Origin of the sequence: Mesorhizobium amorphae (assembly GCF_014843845.1) — a bacterium.
GTDB lineage: Bacteria > Pseudomonadota > Alphaproteobacteria > Rhizobiales > Rhizobiaceae > Mesorhizobium > Mesorhizobium amorphae_A.
The window spans coordinates 1-18,192 of the sequence record NZ_JHQS01000012.1 but is presented as its reverse complement, the minus strand read 5'-3'; the positions used below and the strand labels follow the sequence as shown (position 1 = coordinate 18,192).

The following is an 18,192-nucleotide window of genomic DNA, read 5'->3' as shown; positions in this document are numbered from 1 at the left end:
GAACCTCTTTGGCCTGACTCGCGCCAGATACCTATGACGATGCGATCGCAACGAGTTGGCGGCGGAAGCATTGTCTGCACTTTGGGCTCATGCGAAGCATTGCCTTCTCAAAGAGGTCGCGATCGTCTCTTCCCAGCAATGGTCGCAATCATTCTTGATTGCGACTTTCCGTAGTCAGCTCCGGCCATTTATTTTCCTAGGATCTGCGATGCAGGTCGAGGCGTTGTCGCCGTTTCGGCGGGTAAGATAGGCAAGACGACTTCGGGTACCTTTCCGGTCAGCGAGTTAAGGAAGGCAACGAGCAGGTCGACTTCTTCGGCCTTCAATTCTTCGCCGAGCTGGGTAGTCCCCATGATGGCCACGGCCTGTTTCAGATCCCAAACCTTGCCCGAATGAAAGTATGGCGCGGTGAGCGCCACGTTGCGCAGCGGCGCCACGCGAAAAACATAGGAATCATCAGCTTTATTGGTGACGGCAAAGCGGCCCTTGTCTTTTTCCGGCAGGACCTCGGCGCTGGGCTTTTCCATAAGGCCGAATTGGTAAAAGTCCTGCCCACCAACGTTGACACCGGCATGGCAGGACGAGCACCCTTTCTCAATGAAAAGCGCCAGGCCCTGTTTCTGTTCGGAAGTCATGGCGGCGTCATCGCCATTGAGGAAGGCGTCGAAGGCGGCCGGCGTGACCAATGTCGCCTCAAAGGCTTCAACTGCCTTGGCCAAGTTGTCGAAGGTGACGCGATCGGCCTCACCTGTGAAAGCTGCATTGAACCAATCGACATATTGCGGCATCGACTTGAGCGTCGCGATCACTTGACCTGGTGTGTTGGCCATTTCGATACCGGCTTGGATCGGTCCCTTGGCCTGAGCCTTCAGGTCTTCGGCGCGACCATCCCAGAACTGCGCGATGTTGAAGACAGCGTTCAGGACCGTCGGCGCGTTGCGGGGTCCTTTCTGCCAACCATGGCCGATCGAGGTTTCAAGATTGTCGTCGCCCCCGGTGGCCAAGTTGTGGCACGAGTTGCACGACAAAACGCCTGACGCCGAGACGCGCGGATCGAAGAACAGTGCCTTGCCGAGGGCGATCTTTTCCGGTGTGATCGGGTTGTTGGCGACTGCCGGCGTGGATGGCAAAGCCTTGAAAGTGGCCAGTGCCGTTGCTCTGATGTCAGCGGCGATCGGTTCCGCAGCAAAGGCGGTGGCTGTCGGCAAGGCGACAGCTATCGTAGTAAATAGCATTTTCATGAATGATCTCCGAGTGTTGTGCACGGAAGCCATTGTGGGATATGCGGTTCGTGAATGCCCTGCGCTAGATCAACGGCGGGAGAGGACCGGGCCTGACGGACGGCCAGAATTCGATCTGGCCTGCGATCGAATGACGCAAGCCGCCACCAGGCTGTGTCCATCGCTCCGACCGTCGATCCCAACACGTGGCAGGCGCCATCGCAATTTGTTCGCGCTGACGGCCTGGTTGGTTCCTCGGGGCGTGGCGACGATCACCATGACAATGTCAAGACGGAAAGCATCATGGAGACCATGAAGGTCGAAGCCGTGTATCCGATGACTTACGAAGCCTTCAGCGGCGCGAAACACCTTCGGCTTTTTCATTTTGCAAAATTCAAACGGAGGGGATCGAGAATCAAAGCAAACTCCGACCCAGTTACGGGACAGCCAACATCGAGCGGATCGACGTGCATGACGGTGGGATGCGGCGCTGTAGACACTCGATGCTGGATGAGCATCGCAATGATCTTGTCGAGACAATTGTTGCGTTCAGCGGCAACCCTCACTATGAAGCGACGCTTCGCCGACTATGTTTCAAGCCGTCCGGAGAGTTTCATGACAGAAGAAGCCGACAACAACATCGACACCCTCATCGAGCTCACCGCCGATGTGGTCTCAGCCTATGTCTCCAACAATCCGGTTCCGGTGGCGGACCTCCCTGCTCTGATCGGCCAAGTGCATGCGGCCTTGAAAGGCACAGCCGGAAGCGTCTCCGCAGAAGAGCCGCTGGTCGTCAAGCCTGCAGTCCCGATCAAGAAGTCGGTGACACCGGATTACATCATCTCCCTTGAGGACGGGAAGAAATTCAAATCGCTAAAGCGCCATCTGTCGACTCACCATGGGCTGACGCCGGATGAGTATCGCGCCAAATGGGGCCTGCCGGCGGATTATCCCATGGTCGCGCCGAATTACGCCGCGGCGCGCTCGGCGATGGCCAAGACGATGGGGCTCGGCCGCAAACCGAAGGAGCCGGAAACGCCGGCGCCGGCGAAGCGGACCCGCAAGAAGGTCGAGGCTTGATTTCGGCAACCGAGATTCGTTTTGGAGTGCGTTGCTGCCATTGGCATGATCTGCGCGGAATATCAAAGGGCGGGGAGCAACCCCGCCTTGTCTTTGCAGACAGCCTGCTTTCAGGAATTCGCGACGGCTTGCAGCAATCTACCGAATTCTCCGGTCCAGCCATGTTCTCGCCCACTCTTGTCGAGCGGGTCAGCCCATCCGGGACGTGCCGCGTGCTTCCGGCTCTTGCGGGACGCAGCCGAAAATCAGCCAGCTTTGCTGAGGCTGCCAGCGGATGACTTGCCAGTGCGGCGGTCCTGTTCGATCTCATAGTTGATCTTCTGACCTTCATTGAGGGTCGAAAGACCGGCGCGTTCGACAGCGGAAATGTGGACGAAAACATCCTGACCGCCATTGTCGGGCTGGATAAATCCAAATCCCTTGCTGCTGTTAAACCACTTCACTGTTCCGGTCGCCATATGCGTATTCCTTTGTAACAATTGCAACGTTGGCAGGCCATCGGGCCAGTCCGATTCATAACCGAGACTTTAGGCAAAGCAAAAACGAAAAATTGCACGACCCGGCTCGATCTGCTGATGGTGGCTCGCGCCGCTGGATCAACGGCCGGTGGTTCACTTCGCCACCTAGTGCATAGCCTTGGCGAGGCTTGAAGGAGTTCGGAATTGGATCGTTTCGAAAGGATCGAGGCGTTAATCGATGCGGCCAGCGCGGACGCGATCGATATAGGCGCGCGGATCAGTTCGACGATAAGTCACAAACAATCGCCCAAGCGATCGACGACTTCCTGCTTGATTTGATGACCCTGGTGTTTGTTATAGAAAGCACCCAAGAGATGTTCCACTATCCGGCGCGGTTGGCACACATGAAATTGACCAAGGTCAGGCTGTTGTTGGCATCATAGCCTTGAGCTTAGAGCCGGTCCCGGTTAGAAGGTATCGATCTGCTCGTCGGCTAACCAGCACGCAAAACTGCCTGCATGGCGTGTGCAAAACTCCGTCGCCTCCTCAGCCAGCGGCGGCTGCAACTGCTCACCTTTCCAGCATCGCAGCCCCGATCGGAAAAGGAAACGTTCAAATAGCGCACTCGGCGAGGCGCCCACGCAAGGCCCCTCTTTGTCGCCCACTTAACCGCCCAGCACCGAAGAACCCGATCGGCGGAAATTGTCACGGTTTCTGCTTGTCCCGACGACTGAACGGAGAAGAAGAATTTCTGATCCAAACTGCAAACTGTAAAGTGTGCTTTCGGCACTTTCGCAGATGGCGAAGCAATTAGATGTTCTGCCTTCAATCGGGGCTGCGCCAGATCCTAGCTGCGCCAGGCTATAATTAGCGAAGTCCATTTCCGTTGCCGAAAATGGCTATGCAAACAACGTGCGATTTCGGCTCTCGAATGGCAGTATCTATCTTGGATGATTGGCCCAACAGCTTGAGGTAGGCCGCCACCTAAACTGCGAATAACCACAATACTACCCCAGCTCTGTTCCTGGAAAAATGGGATAATGCGAAAATTACCCTTTGATACAGTTCTGATCGCTAATAGAGGCGAGATCGCCATACGAATCATAAAGACGCTGCGCGAGCTGGAGCTGCGCTCTGCAATTGTCTACCACGAGGTCGATGCGGACACGCCAGCCGTGTCAATGGCCGACGTGGCGATTCCCATAAGCGGTCGCACACCAGTCGCGGCCTATCTCGATACCGCTCAAATCATCGCTGCCGCCCACGAGGTGAACGCCGGGGCAATTCACCCGGGCTATGGATTTCTGTCGGAGAATGCAGAGTTTGCTCGCAAGGTGTTGGAGGCCGGCATCATGTTCATCGGACCTACTCCTGAAAATATCGGATTGATGGGTGACAAGATCCGGGCCCGCAAGTTCGTTCAGCGGAATGGATTTCCCGTCGCGCCTTCGGCGATCGAGGAGGATGATCCAGCAACGTTCATTTCGCGCGCACGGTCCATTGGAGCGCCTTTGCTGGTGAAACCATCCGCCGGCGGCGGCGGCAAGGGCATGCGGATCGTGCGCGACCTCGATGCACTGGAACACACTATTGTGCAGGCACGCAGTGAGGCGCAGCGGTACTTCGCAGATGCTCGGCTTTACATCGAACGATATATCGAAAAGCCGCGGCATATCGAAGTGCAGGTGCTTAGCGACTCCTTCGGAAATGTCATTCATTTGTTCGAGCGGGAATGCTCGGTGCAGCGCAGGTTCCAGAAGGTCATTGAGGAGGCGCCCTCGCCAGCGCTCTCCCCGGAGTTGCGCAAGAAAATCTGTGAAACTGCCGTCGACATCGCTCGAGCCGCCAACTATCGAAATGCAGGGACTGTGGAATTCATCTTCGACGGGAGCGAGTTCTATTTCCTCGAGATGAATACGCGTCTGCAAGTGGAGCATCCCGTCACCGAAATGATCACTGGCATCGATCTTGTTGCCGAACAGATCCATGTCACGGGGGGCCACGAACTTAGACTTTCACAACCTGATATCGTCTTGGCAGGACACGCAATCGAGGCCCGGGTATATGCTGAAGCTCCCGCACGCGACTTTGCTCCTACGACCGGCAAGATATTGGTCCTCGACTATCCGGTCGGTGCAGGCGTACGGATCGACAGTGGCATCTTGCAAGGTCAGCAGATTACGACAGCCTTCGATTCCATGTTGGCAAAGGTCATCGTGCATTCGCCCACGCGCACTGAAGCTGCACTCAAAGCTGAACGCGCGATGCAGGAGCTGGTACTCCTCGGCTGCGAAACAAACGCGAGTTTCCTCGCGCGCGTCCTCGCGGACGAACAGTTTCTAATCGGGCAAGTCCATACTGGATATCTCGACGAAAATCCGCACCGTGCCGCAGGCGAATTTGGGTCCGACTTGTCGGCGTTCCTGGCAGCCGCCGCCCTCCTAACGCGACCAATCCGCGATTCGGCAGATGCCGTGCCTGAGCTTCACGCGTCCCTGGGCAGTTGGAGAAACTGACGTGAACCACTTCTTGGAGCTGGAAGGCGTAGATTGTCAGTTATGGCTTTCACCCTGTAAGCAGGGCTATCGCCTTCACTTGGGCGACGAGGTGACGGCCCCGATCGATTTCTGCCCTCAAGGCGATGGACGCGGCATCCTTACCATTGCCGGCGCAAGAGAGCCGGTCAGGTTCGCCATCGATGGTGACACCATTCACCTGCATATTCGGGGCAGGACGCGTGTGTTGCGCTACCGAGACCCATTGTCAACGCTTGCTCTCGCGGAACAGGACGCAGGTCAGCTCGTCGCACGCGCGCCGATGCCGGGCGTCGTCGTTGCAACAAGTGTTTTGCCTGGTGAAGCGATTGCCGCAGGCACGGCGCTGATGGTGATCGAGAGCATGAAGCTGGAAACCGTCATACGCTCGTCACAGGACGGCGTGGTCGACCGAGTACACTTCAAAGAAGGCGAGAGCTTCGAGCAAGACGCAGTGCTGGTTACGCTCTCAGCGGAAGGGCATTGAGATGCAGCGGATCACTTCTCTAGTCGACGTCAAATCGCAGGAATTTCGTCTCAATGAGCTCCACAACAGACGGCTTGCAGCCGAATTAAAGGAGCACCAGCGTGCCGTGCGCTTCAACCGTCCAGAGCGGGATCGTGAGCGCCTACGGCGACAGAACAAGCTTTTTGTTCGTGAACGGGTCGAGGCATTGCTCGATCCGGAAACTCCGTTCCTCGAACTTTCCACACTGGCTGCGAACAAGGCTTATGACGGCGAGGTGCCTGGCGCAGCGCAGGTCGTCGGCATCGGTATCGTAGCGGGTCGCGAGGTGATTGTTCACGCGGATGACGCGAGCGTGAAGGGTGGCGCATGGTATCCGCTGTCGGTCAAGAAAATCGTACGGTCTTTGGATATAGCAATCGAAAATCGTCTGCCCGTTGTTCATCTTTGCGACTGTGGTGGAGGATTCCTGCCTTTGCAGGCGGAGTTCTTCGCCGATCGCCACCACGCGGGCAGAATCTTCCACAACCAATCCATTCTCTCGAAGATGGGCGTGCCGCAGGTCGCCGTCGTGATGGGCCATTGCATTGCGGGAGGGGCCTACGTCCCTGCGCTAAGCGAATACAACATTATCGTGCAGGGAAGCGGAGCGATATTTCTCGGCGGCCCATCGGTCGTGAAAGTTGCGACCGGCCAGCACGTGTCTGTCGAAGAGCTCGGCGGTGCTGACATGCATACCAGCGTATCGGGAACGGCTGACTATCTCGCAAACTCAGAGATGCACGCGATCGCCATCGCCCGCGACATCGTTGCCCGTTTCAACCGTATCGAGAAAGCCCCGATCGATCGAGTCGCTCCCGAACCGCCTGCATATCCTGCGTCTGAATTGTACGGCATAATTCCAAAGGATCCTCGAGCGCACTTTGAAATGCGGGAGATTATCGCCCGCTTAGTCGATGGCAGCCGGTTCCACGAATACCAGCCACGCTACGGCCGATCTCTGGTGTGCGGTTTCGCGCGCCTTCATGGATATCAAATCGGTGTTCTTGCGAACAATGGCGTGCTCTTCGGCGACAGTGCGCTGAAGGGCGCACACTTCATCCAATTGTGCGACATGAATCGGACGCCCCTGTTATTCCTGCAAAATATCACCGGCTTCATGGTCGGACGCGACTATGAGCAAGGTGGCATCACGAAGAATGGCGCAAAGCTCATCATGGCCCTTTCGGGGGCGTCGGTGCCTAAATTCACGGTCATTTGTAGCCATTCTCACGGAGCAGGAGCATTCGCCATGGCAGGGCGAGCCTTCGACCCGCGTTTTCTGTTCACCTGGCCGCAGGCTCAGATTTCAGCCATAGGTATCGATCAAGCGACGCGAGTCCTGACGGATATCAAGGCAAAGCAACTGGCCGTCGACGGTAGGCAGCTGTCGGAGCAGGAGTTCGAGGCTATTCGAGAGTCGATTTCAGAAGAATACAGGGAGCGGTCAAGCGCATACTACGCAACCTCTGAGATCTGGGACGACGGGATTCTTGATCCCGCCGATACCAGAAACGCGCTCGCCATAGCCGTGAGTGCTTCGCTCAATGCTCCCATCGAAACGCCGCGTTACGGCGTCTTCAGAATGTAGTGTTCCGATCTGTCAAAATGCACATTAGGCCTATCGCGGCCGCTCGCGGACACCGGGACCGCACTGGCAGTGATCTCGACCAGGCGCATCGGTCGAGCAGGGTCGTTTGCGGGAGGGGCGATATGTGATGACACGTAGCCGCTGATCAGTCTTGGCTGAATAGCCGATGATATGAAACGCCTGCGATGCCTCAACCTTTCCACCAACCGCGAGAGTAATTGCGACGAGACTGCGGCGTTAAAGGCAGACGAGGTAATCGAGCCCCGAAATGGCGTTGTCCACGTCGGGAGAGAGGCTCTCTAGGGGCCCGGACAAAAGGATGGCTGACGATGGATCTCTGCACGCTGATAGACCGCAACGCGGCGTTTGCTCCCGACAAGCCGGCAATCCGGTTCGAGGGCGAGAGCTTGAGCTACGCCGCCTTAGGCCAACGCATTGAGCAAACAGCTCGCGCCCTGAGCACCGGGCTCGGAGTCAATAAAGGCGACCGCGTGGCTATCCTCAGCCTAAACCGACCTGATTACCTGGTCCTCCTCTATGCCTGTGCGCGTATTGGCGCGATTTTGGTGCCTTTGAACTGGCGCCTCTCCGTGGCTGAGCAGCTCTTCATCTTGTGCAACGCCGATGCAAAGGTGGTAGTGGTTGAGCAGGCCTTTGCGGCACTGCTGCCGCCTCTGGCACACAGGGCGCCCGACATCTTCGTCGTCGGTTTCGACTTCGCTCCCCCTCGCGGGAGTACATGGGGCGACCTGTTGGACCAAGGCAATGGCGATGGCCGCAACCCAGATGCCGACTTGAGCTGTCCGCTTTTGATCATCTACACTTCTGGCACTACCGGACGGCCGAAAGGCGCGGTCCTGCGCCAAGAAGCATTGCTCTGGAATGGGGTGATGAGTCAGCACATGCATGCCCTGACTTCTGAGGATCATGTGCTGTCGGTATTGCCATTCTTTCACGTCGGCGGGCTCAACATTCAGACCACTCCGGCATTGCATCATGGTGCGACGGTCACGATCCATTCCCGGTTTGCGCCAGACGCGACACTTACTGCCTTCGAGCGCGATCGGCCAACGCTTACGGCATTGGTACCGACGACCATTCAAGCGTTGGCCGACCACACCGAATGGACGACAACCGATCTATCGTCCTTAAAAGCTGTTTCGACCGGCTCGACAATTGTAGCTCAACATTTGATCGAGCGCGTTACTGCTCGTGGGGTACCGGTACTGCAGGTCTACGGTTCCACGGAAACTTGTCCCCTCGCCATCTATACGAGGCTCGGCGGTGATCTTTCGCGCGAGGGGTCGACTGGCCTACCGGGACTATGCTGCGAAGCCATGATTATCGACGACGCTGGCAAGGAGTTGCCGCCAGGCGTACCGGGCGAAATCGCGGTGCGGGGCCCCAACGTCCTCTATGAATATTGGCGCGATCAACAAGCGACCCGAGAGGCGCTGCGTGACGGCTGGTATCGCAGTGGCGATCTGGGTCACCGCGATGCCGACGGTTATTTTTGGGTCCGTGATCGCAAAAAGAACCTGATCATTTCCGGCGGCGAAAACATCTATCCGGCGGAAGTCGAGCGTGTGCTTAACGACCACCCCGATGTCGCAGAATGCGCTGTCGTCGGCCGGCCGGATCCGCGCTGGGATGAAGTGCCGGTCGCCTACGTGATCAGGCGGGCGGGGGCTCGGATCGAAGCAGAAGCATTGGCTGCCCATGTGCAGTCCCAGGTCGCCCGTTTCAAAGTCCCGCGCGAGTTTATTTTCACCAAAGAATTGCCGCGAACGGCGTTGGGCAAGATCCAGCACTCTATTCTGAAAGAGCGCGATGCGCGATCAAGCCAGCAAAGAGGCAGCAATTGAAGAACGGCGCCTCGCGCGATGACGGCGTTCCTTTACGGCCCCAGGTGAACTTGCGATTCAAGGTGAATGCGGCTGTGGCGGTGCTATCCGAACCCGGCCTTGGCGAAAGGTTCGGAGGCTGTCGCCTGTGATTCTGTCGCGAATTTAGATTCTGGACGCGCAGCCTAATATCTAGGGCTGCTCATGCCGCCCACCAATCGCCGTTCGACCGTCGATCCTTTTTACCAAATCTCGACCAGCTGCAGCTGCGGTCGCCCGGCGGGATCAGCGCCGCGCAAGGCCTTCGTCCTCGCATCCGCCGATATATGATCATGTCATTAGCCGCAATGTCTCAGCGTCCTGAGGATGGCGATTGCGGTTTCGTGGTCCGCTCCGGACATTGAAGAAGGCACGCCGATATGAAACACGCCAAGAGCACCTCCGTCGCTGCCTTGTTTTGTTGGTTTTTCAAAACGGCTAAGCGCTCTCTGTCGACTTGGGTGCACGGCGCAGCGTCTAGCAGCCCCGCGATTTTGTCGGGAGGTGTACGCACATTGCCTCGCGATCCCGGATAGTTTTGGACAACGCTGACAACTGATCAAGCGCGCTGCCGAGGCCAGAGCCGGCGATGCCACGCTCTAGCCAGGTGCCGTTGAACGGCCTCCCTTGACGTCGGCTGCCAAGCTCCCCTCGCCTCTCCGCCACCTCCGCTGCGGATAGCCTGGCGGCCAGCTCTTTCCTACCGGCCACGCTCCTGACTCTGCTGCTCGTTCAGCGTCGACCCTGGCCTGGCCTGTCGAGGATAGCGTTCTGCGGCGACCACCATCGTCTCCATTCCAACCCTCTCAGTGCCGCGGCCAATTCGAGAAGCTTCCTATCCCCTCCGCGGCAGCACGCTCAAGCGTCTTCCGCACGAACAAGATATCGTCCCAAGCCGCAAGCGCTTCGCGTTCGGCGCTGTCGGATGTCCGACAATGTCGGATACGCAACAATAGCAGAGTCCGATTAATCACATTGCCGAAGCGGTTTTCTCATTTGGCACGGCACGTGCACGGTCATCCGCAAACGCGTCACGGACCAAGGAGAAGCCGTCCCAATGATCACCTCACCAAAAAATAACGCCGCACGTCTCTCGGACGCATCCAAAGATGAGGATCGAGCAAGGCCTTGCAACATGCAGACGGCTCGGGTGGATCGGCGCTGCCTACCGGTCTACTTTCTCCCACAGGGGGAGACGGGGTCGCAGCGCCTTCAAAATGAGGAACAAATTACTTCGCCTCGAGCCTTGCCGATCGTCCGGCCACCACGACCGGAGCCATCCACCAAACTTTCGTCTCGATGGCTGCGCAGGGCATTCATTGCGACCGCCTTGGTCTTCGCGACGACAGCTCCGGTTCTGGCCGCCACCGACGACGGCAAAGTGGCGGATTTCCTGCTCAACAACGGCATGGAGGTGGTCGTCGTCCCCGATCACCGCGCGCCGATCGTTACCCATATGGTGTGGTACAAGGCCGGCAGCGCCGATGAGCCAATCGGGAAATCCGGCATCGCGCATTTCTTCGAGCATTTGATGTTCAAGGCCACGGCCAATCACGCCGCCGGCGAGCTGAACCGCGCGGTGGCCGAGATCGGCGGCTCGCACAATGCCTTCACCTTTTACGACTTTACTGCCTTCTACCAGAGAGTGGCGCCCTCGGCGTTGGAGCAGATGATGGGCTTCGAGGCCGACCGTATGCGCAACCTCAGCCTCACCGACGATGATATCAAGACCGAGCGCGACGTGATCCTGGAGGAGCGCCGATCGAGCATCGACAACAATCCGCAGGCAGTGCTGGAAGGGGAGGTCGACGCGACGTTATGGCAGAACCACCCCTATCGCATCCCGATCATCGGCTGGATGCAGGAGATGGAGCAGCTGAACCGCGCCGACGCCATCGCCTTCTACAACAAATATTATAACCCCAACAACGCCGTGCTGGTGGTGGCGGGCGATGTCGAGCCGGAGACTGTGAAGGCGCTGGCCGAGAAGACCTATGGCAAGCTTCCGCGCGGACCCGAGCTGCTGCCGCGAGTCCGGCCGGTCGAGCCGGAGCAGAACACTAAGCGCACGGTGACGCGCAGTGACGCGCGCGTGTCGCTGCCGAGCTTTTCGACGCGTTGGGTGGTGCCGTCTTATCGGACAGCCGAGCATGGCGAGGCCGAGGCGCTCGACCTGCTGGCCGAGATCCTCGGCGGCGGCACCCGCAGCCGGCTCTATCAGCAGTTGGTGGTGAAACAGGGAATAGCCACCGAGGCCAGCGCCTCGTTTCAGGGCGACATGCTGGATGACACCCAGTTCACCGTCCACGGCTCGCCGCGCGGCGGTGCAAGCCTTGCCGACCTAAAAGCCGCGGCCGATGCCGAAGTCGCCCGCATCGCCAAGGATGGTGTCACCAGCGAGGAGCTGGACAAGGCCAAAGACCGCTATGTCCGCACGTTGATCTTCGCCCAAGACGAACAGGACTATCTCGCCGACATGTATGGCTCGACGCTTGCCACCGGCGGCACCGTAAAAGATGTCGAGGAATGGCCGGACCGCATCCGCAAGGTCACCCCCGATCAGATCAAAGCGGTTGCCGCCCGCTATCTCGTGTCCGACCATTCGACTACCGGCTATCTCTTGCCCAAGACGGAGAATTGATGTGACGATGAACCAACACCGTGCCGCCTTTGCACAAGCCCTGCCTTTTCCGCTTTCAGCGGCAGAAGGCAGCGTCGCGCGCCTCGCCACCCCGCTGGCCATCCTCCTCCTCGCCGTCCTTTTCCTCATCCTGCCGGCGCTCGCCGCCCATGCGGCTATGAACATCCAAGAGGTGAAATCGCAAAAGGGCATCACCGCCTGGCTGGTGGAGGACCATACGGTGCCGATCATCTCGGTCCGCTTCGTCTTCAAGGGCGGCACCACCCAGGACCCGGTCGGCAAGGAGGGGCTCATTCATCTGATGACCGGCCTGTTCGACGAGGGTGCCGGCGATCTCGACAGCGAGGCCTTTCAAGTGAAGTTCGACGATGCCGGCGCCGAGATGAGCTTCGACGCGCAACGCGACGGCATCCATGGCTCGATGCGCATGCTTTCGGAACAACAGGACGCCGCTTTCGATCTGCTCAGGCTCGCGATCAACAGGCCGCGCTTCGACCAGGAGCCGGTCGACCGCATCCGTGCCCAGCTCCTCTCCGGCATCATCGCCAATGAGCGCGACCCCGAGGCGATCGCTCAGCGCAAATGGCTGCGCGCGATCTATGGCACGCATCCCTATTCGAGGCCGGACGAAGGTACCAAAGTGAGCCTCGCCGGCATCACGCCGGCCGATCTCGGCGCCTTCCACAAGGCCATTTTCGCTCGCGACGGGCTCCATGTTGCCGTTGTCGGCGACATTGACGCGACGAGCCTGAGTGAAAAGCTCGACCAGCTGTTCGGCGATTTGCACGAGAAGCAGACGCTCTCCCCCGTTGCCGATGTCGCCGCAAAACTCGGACAGCAGGTGGAGGTGAACTACGAGCTTCCGCAGACCTCGCTGCAATTGGCTTTTCCTGGCGTCGGACGCAGCGAGCCGGATTTCTTCGCCGCGCTGCTGATGAACGATATCCTGGGCGGCTCGCCCTTCACGTCGCGCCTGTGGGAGGAGGTGCGGGAAAAGCGCGGCCTTGCCTATGGCGTCGGTTCTTATCTGACCGGTTACGAGCATTCTCATGAACTGCTGGTTACGACGGCGACACGCTCGGACCGCGTCGTCGAGACACTGAGCATCGTGCATCAGGTGGTGAAGCAGATGGCACAGCAGGGGCCCACGGAGGCCGAACTCGAGGCGAGCAAGAAACATCTGATCGGCGCCTTTGCGATCAACCATCTGGATTCATCCAGCTCGATTGCAGCCACACTCGTCGGGTTGCAGCTCGACCATCGCGGCATCGACCACATCGAGCGCCGCGCCGCCCTCATCGATCAGGTGACGCTCGAAGAGGTCAAGGCAGTGGCGAAGAAGCTGCTTTCCGCCGATCCCGCCACTATGGTGATCGGCCCGCCGCTCGCGGGCAAAGGATGAGTACAGGACCCGAGCCATCTCCCTTCTCTCCTTGTGAGGCTTTTTCACGGGGAGAGGTCCGGTTGGTGAGCAGACAGGCCTTTTACCCCAGACCACTGACAACCCCGTCGATTTTCGGCGGGGTTTTTCTTATGAGGTTGGCGGGTCAGAATTTTCGGGTATCGACAGCTTTGTCAGGGGTGCCTACCTCATGCGAAGCCGGATTTTGGCCTTTGGCCGAGTGCCAGGGCCCCCATGCGGTCTGCCGGTTCGTGTCGATGATTTTCGGCTAATAAGAACCGCGAGCCGTCTTCTTGAGAATTCAAAGTGGCCTCCCATTCCAGTTTGGGGACGGTGGCCTACCAGCTGTCTGGCCGAGGCCCTATAAGGAACCCGGACGTCGCGGAATACACAAGCACACTGCTGACATATATACCCGCTGCGTTGGGGAGGAATCCGCTATTGCCCCTGTGCCTCCCGATGATCCGACACCTGAGATCCCCGGACCTGTTTGGACCGATTGATCGCCTGCCGGCGCTTGGCACGCGGCTCAGCGAGCGGACGTTCGAGGTCCTCAACCCGTCGACGGGCGAAGTGCTGGCAGAGCTTCCTGACATGGGCGTGGAGGAGACGCGCGCTGCGATCGACAAGGCCTATGTCGCGCAGCCTGGATGGGCCGCGTTGACTGCACGTGAGCGCAGCGATGTTCTGTGGCGATGGCATCAGTTGATCATCGACCACGCCGACGATCTCGCCGCGATTCTCACCGCGGAGATGGGCAAGCCGCTTGCGGAAGCCAGGTCGGAGATATCGCACGCGGCGGCGTATCTACAATGGTACGCCGAAGAGGCCAATCGCATCTATGGCGAAACGATCTCCGCACCATCAACGGACCGTCGGATGCTGGTGATCAAGCAACCAATCGGCGTCGTCGGGACGATCACGCCGTGGAATTTCCCAGCCTCGATGGTGGCGCGCAAAATCTCGCCGGCCTTAGCGGCGGGCTGCACGATCATCCTCAAGCCCGCTGAACAGACGCCGCTCGTGGCTGGCGCAATGTTCGCCCTTGCGCATCAGGCAGGCTTTCCCGAAGGCGTCGTCAACCTGATCTATGCGTCCGAAGGCGATGCGGTCGGTTGCGAACTCTGCACCAATCCCAAGGTCCGCAAGATCAGCTTCACCGGCTCGACCGAGGTTGGCCGGCTGCTGATGCGCCAATGCTCGGACCAGATCAAGAAGGTCAGCCTCGAGCTGGGTGGCAATGCACCTTTTATCGCCTTCGACGATGCCGATATCGATGCTGCGGTTGACGGTGCGATCCAGGCGAAGTTCCGCAATGCCGGCCAGACCTGCGTTTCGGCGAACCGCATTTACGTCCAGTCGAGCGTTCACGATGAGTTCGTCGAGAAATTCGTGGAGAAAGTCCGCAACCTATCGGTTGGTGACGGCTTCGCTCCCGGAGCGGACATCGGACCCTTGATCGACAGGCATGCTCTGGCCAAGATCGAATCCCATATCGCCGATGCCGTCTCCAAAGGCGGCACAATTCGATGTGGGGCCAAACGCATCGGCAAGCAAGGCACTTTTTTCCAACCGACGGTCATCACCGAGGTGTCCAGCGAAATGACAGTGGCGCAAGAGGAGACATTTGGGCCCTTGGCCCCGATCATTCGTTTCGAAGATGCGGATCAGGTCGTGCGTGAGGCCAATGACACGATTTATGGCCTCGCTGCCTATTTTTATGCGTCAAACCTGAAGCGTGTCTGGCGTGTAGCCGAGGCCTTGGAATATGGAATGGTGGGCATCAACACCGGACGCATGTCCTCGGAAGCGGCACCCTTCGGCGGGATGAAGCAGTCCGGCATAGGGCGGGAGGGTTCCCGCCATGGCCTCGAGGATTACCTCGAAATGAAATACCTTTGCATAGGCGGCATCTGAAGCGTCTACTTGCGCGGTTGGCAGAGCGGGTAACCCAGCGAGCGATCTGCGAATATGTCAATGTAGGATTGCTCCTCGATGGAAAGCCGACAGGCGGCTCGGCAACCCGTGGAGACGCAATTCTGAAGTACTACCCTGGCTGGATATATCTCTTGACGAGAAAAGCGTCTGCATTGTCGACGAAAACGCTTCCAATTCTGCCCCAGAACCCCGACAGCGCGCATAACCAGCGTTCATGATTGCGTGCCTGAGCAAGAAATCGCGAGCTGTTGTTAGATCGTATCTGGTACAAAATGCGGTTTGGGGGATTGCCGGTGTCTGCAATCTGTATCTCTCGCTCGTAGTCATGATTCGACCAGAAGATAAATTATCGTTTCCTACTTGCCACCGCGATCGAATTCACGGGATGCCGCGCCGAGAAAGCAGACGGGCGACGATTAGCAAACGCTGGCTGGGCGGCTGATCCATCAGTCATGTGGTTCGACCAGTATATCCGGGCAGCGGACTGGCTTGCAGGAGCCATCGCAGCTTTGGACCGAGAAGCCAATCTCCTTCCCGGCGAGCATGATAAATATATCCGCGTAATCGAAGATGTCGTAACCGAGAGCGACAACACCGTTATCCTTCCGGTCTATCTAGCCAATGATGGACTACTGAAGATCACTCGTCTCGAACTGACACGGGAATCTGCGGGAGATGATCCATCAGGGGGAGCGGCCCTATCCACGTCTTGAAGATATCCGGATGTCGGGGCGGTGATAGGAGGCGGCCGGATTCGTGGACAGTGTCGCTTATTTGCTCTTCTGGGCGAGCACGCGTTCCAAATTCTCATAAGCCCGGCGGTGCCGTTCTTCCGGCATGCGGTCGAGATTGTGCAGCTTCCAACGGACTGCGGGCAGTTTATTGGCCCCTTCAATGCCGAGCAGTTCCCATTGCGGACGACGCGCTTTGAAGGAGAGCAGGAATTTTCGCTGATCGTCGGTCAATGCCTGATTGAGCTCCGTGATCAGCCGCTCACGAACGGCCAGCCATCGAGGGTGACTTCGATCTGCGACATGCGCAAAAACTTACCTTCGTAGACGCCGGCAATGGCTTTGCGGGTCGGCTGAAGGAGCTCTTCCATCGTACGGTGATGGCTGATGAGATAAAACAAGAAAGGTCTTCACCAAATCCTTGGTGAGCCCATCGTTCTCGAGCAGCAGTTTGACATCGAAGAGATCGCGCGGATGTTGCCGGTCGAGCGCGGCGCAAATTTTTCCGGCATAGAGATCGGGGATTGAAAGGAGTTGCATCTCGACGTAGCCGAACTCCTCTTCGACCGCCGGCGATACGGCGATACCCCCGTAGTTCCTCAGGAAATACCGGGCCGCGCAGCGCGGGCGAGAGTTCTATCTTGCACGAACCGATATGGAAAGCCGGCTGCCAACAGCACGGTATGGTCCGCAGACTATAGCGTTGCCGACCGTATATGAGATATAGCCCAGCACGAGAGGCAGCACGCAAGGTGAGATTGCACCGGCGCCAATGCAGTCAAAATGCCAATTTTGCAGATGTGGAAAGCCGACCGTTAGCCTTTGCTCGCGCATCGGCGATGTAGCGTTGCAGCCTGGCAACCTCGACCACGCCGGGGATAACTTCGTCGCCGACCACCAACGCCGGTGTGCCGGTGATGTACAGATCGCCGGCGAGCGCGCGATTGCGCGCAATGGCGTCTGCGATGGCCGGGTCTTCCATGTCCCGCTCGAGCTGCTCAACGTCGAGGCCCACATGTGCTGCGATGGTCAAGGTGGTCTTTTCGTTGACCAAGCCGTGGAAAGCCATCAGGGCGCGGTGGAACGCCTCGTATTTTCCCTGTTTGTGGGAGGCGAGCGCCGCCACCGCGGCGAATTGGGAAGTCGGTCCCAGGAACGGAAACTCTTTGAACACAAGCTTCAGACTCCGATCGTCCCTGATGGCTTGCTGGATATTGAGGGCTGCCTTCCGGCAAGGCAGGCAGTTGTAGTCAAAGAAGGTGACCAGAGCGACGTCGCCTTCCGGATTGCCAGCGGTTGGCGCAGCGGGGTCATTGAAGAGTGCGTCGCGCCGCGCCAGGATCTTCAATTCCGCCGCGAGCTGGCGTCGGTCTTCGAGCTGCTGCAGGTAGTCTATGACTGCAGGATGATGTATCGCCCCCAGCGCGAAAAAAAGCAGGGCGAGGGCTAGAAGAGCGATCGTGATGACAAGGCCGGGAGTTGGCTTGGACATGGGGCGGTCTCCAATTAACAGTGAACAGCAGGGCAGCAACGGTGCCTTTGGCGTAAACCCGGTCATCGCTTTTGATCGCTTGCCCGGCACTTCCCGGAGTACGGGAAAGTTGCGGGGCTCTCTCGGTCCCGACGCCAGCTGGCAATTCCTCTAGGGGGGCTTCACGCCCTGCCCCCAATGGCTGAGCGGCGCTCGCGCGAGCTGGCCGGCCGCGACCGCCCTTCGCCGGGCCGGACGTCTTGATCCCCCACCGTCGAAGCGCCGAGGGTTCTGCTCGCGAGGGCCTCTGCCGATCGGACTTCATCCGGCTCGGCCCCCAGCGGGCGACGACGAGCGATGCCACCGCGTTGCCGAGTAAATTTGTCAGCGTGCGGCATTCGGACATGAAGTGGTCGACGCCAAGGATCAGCGTCATGCCGGCGAGCGGGGCGGTCGGGATGACAAAGAGCGTTGCAGCCAACGTGACGAAGCCTGCAGCGGTAATGCGAGCTGCTCCTTTCGAAGGGAGCATGGCGACAAGAAGCAGCAGGATCCGATCGCCGATCGAGAGATCTGTGTTCGTCGCCTGGGCGATGAAGAGGGCCGCCAGCGTCATGTGGATATTGATACCGTCCAGATTGAAGGAATATCCGGCCGGGATGACGAGACCCACGACCGAACGCTTGGCGCCGGCCTTCTCCATCTTCTCCATGAGCGAGGGCAGCGCGGCCTCCGAGG

Annotated in this window: 14 protein-coding genes and 2 pseudogenes; 9 read left to right on the top strand and 7 right to left on the bottom strand. The window is 58.7% G+C overall.

Translation table 11 applies throughout. The features are described from left to right. Positions 1–188 precede the first annotated feature (188 nt). On the bottom strand, positions 189–1,241 hold the full coding sequence (locus DH08_RS06240; RefSeq protein ID WP_192178396.1) for a cytochrome-c peroxidase: 1,053 nt from the start codon (positions 1,239–1,241) through the stop codon (positions 189–191). 594 nt (positions 1,242–1,835) lie between these two features. Here DH08_RS06240 and DH08_RS06235 point away from each other — a divergent pair. Beyond that, positions 1,836–2,300: a Ros/MucR family transcriptional regulator gene (locus DH08_RS06235; RefSeq protein ID WP_192178466.1), complete on the top strand. Its 465-nt coding sequence runs from the start codon at positions 1,836–1,838 to the stop codon at positions 2,298–2,300. Positions 2,301–2,545: 245 nt separating this feature from the next. Here the strand turns inward: DH08_RS06235 and DH08_RS06230 are convergent, their stop codons facing one another. Further along, on the bottom strand, positions 2,546–2,758 hold the full coding sequence (locus DH08_RS06230; RefSeq protein ID WP_095495993.1) for a cold-shock protein: 213 nt from the start codon (positions 2,756–2,758) through the stop codon (positions 2,546–2,548). A gap of 188 nt (positions 2,759–2,946) precedes the next feature. On the opposite strand from DH08_RS06230, the gene DH08_RS06225 reads away from it, so the two are divergent. From DH08_RS06225 to DH08_RS06190, 8 genes are all read left to right on the top strand, one after another. Then, complete coding sequence (locus DH08_RS06225; RefSeq protein WP_192178395.1) at positions 2,947–3,201, top strand: hypothetical protein; 255 nt, start codon at positions 2,947–2,949, stop codon at positions 3,199–3,201. A gap of 597 nt (positions 3,202–3,798) precedes the next feature. Then, positions 3,799–5,274 (top strand): acetyl-CoA carboxylase biotin carboxylase subunit, encoded by a 1,476-nt coding sequence (locus tag DH08_RS06220; RefSeq protein WP_192178394.1) that lies wholly within the window; start codon positions 3,799–3,801, stop codon positions 5,272–5,274. Position 5,275: 1 nt separating this feature from the next. Beyond that, the gene (locus DH08_RS37080; protein WP_192178393.1) at positions 5,276–5,779 is read left to right on the top strand and encodes a biotin/lipoyl-containing protein; all 504 of its coding nucleotides are present in this window, start codon (positions 5,276–5,278) and stop codon (positions 5,777–5,779) included. A gap of 1 nt (position 5,780) precedes the next feature. After that, positions 5,781–7,388, top strand: a complete 1,608-nt coding sequence (locus DH08_RS06210) for an acyl-CoA carboxylase subunit beta (RefSeq protein WP_192178392.1) — start codon at positions 5,781–5,783, stop codon at positions 7,386–7,388. A 329-nt stretch (positions 7,389–7,717) separates the two neighbouring features. Continuing rightward, positions 7,718–9,253: a class I adenylate-forming enzyme family protein gene (locus tag DH08_RS06205; RefSeq protein ID WP_192178391.1), complete on the top strand. Its 1,536-nt coding sequence runs from the start codon at positions 7,718–7,720 to the stop codon at positions 9,251–9,253. Positions 9,254–10,601: 1,348 nt separating this feature from the next. Continuing rightward, the gene (locus tag DH08_RS06200) at positions 10,602–11,912 is read left to right on the top strand and encodes a M16 family metallopeptidase (RefSeq protein WP_246800699.1); all 1,311 of its coding nucleotides are present in this window, start codon (positions 10,602–10,604) and stop codon (positions 11,910–11,912) included. Between the two features lie 7 nt (positions 11,913–11,919). Continuing rightward, the gene (locus DH08_RS06195; RefSeq protein WP_192178465.1) at positions 11,920–13,314 is read left to right on the top strand and encodes a M16 family metallopeptidase; all 1,395 of its coding nucleotides are present in this window, start codon (positions 11,920–11,922) and stop codon (positions 13,312–13,314) included. A gap of 459 nt (positions 13,315–13,773) precedes the next feature. Continuing rightward, positions 13,774–15,231, top strand: a complete 1,458-nt coding sequence (locus DH08_RS06190; protein WP_246800701.1) for an NAD-dependent succinate-semialdehyde dehydrogenase — start codon at positions 13,774–13,776, stop codon at positions 15,229–15,231. Between the two features lie 791 nt (positions 15,232–16,022). Here the strand turns inward: DH08_RS06190 and DH08_RS06185 are convergent. The 5 genes and pseudogenes from DH08_RS06185 to DH08_RS06170 form a co-directional block, all read right to left on the bottom strand. Then, positions 16,023–16,217 (bottom strand): hypothetical protein, encoded by a 195-nt coding sequence (locus DH08_RS06185; RefSeq protein WP_192178389.1) that lies wholly within the window; start codon positions 16,215–16,217, stop codon positions 16,023–16,025. A gap of 20 nt (positions 16,218–16,237) precedes the next feature. Continuing rightward, on the bottom strand, positions 16,238–16,384 hold the full coding sequence (locus DH08_RS36050) for a hypothetical protein (protein WP_246800698.1): 147 nt from the start codon (positions 16,382–16,384) through the stop codon (positions 16,238–16,240). A 58-nt stretch (positions 16,385–16,442) separates the two neighbouring features. After that, positions 16,443–16,523: pseudogene (locus DH08_RS37320) on the bottom strand (nucleotidyl transferase AbiEii/AbiGii toxin family protein); the annotation flags it as partial. Between the two features lie 238 nt (positions 16,524–16,761). Then, complete coding sequence (locus DH08_RS06175) at positions 16,762–17,475, bottom strand: DsbA family protein (protein WP_192178388.1); 714 nt, start codon at positions 17,473–17,475, stop codon at positions 16,762–16,764. Positions 17,476–17,791: 316 nt separating this feature from the next. Further along, positions 17,792–18,192: pseudogene (locus DH08_RS06170) on the bottom strand (cation:dicarboxylate symporter family transporter); the annotation flags it as partial.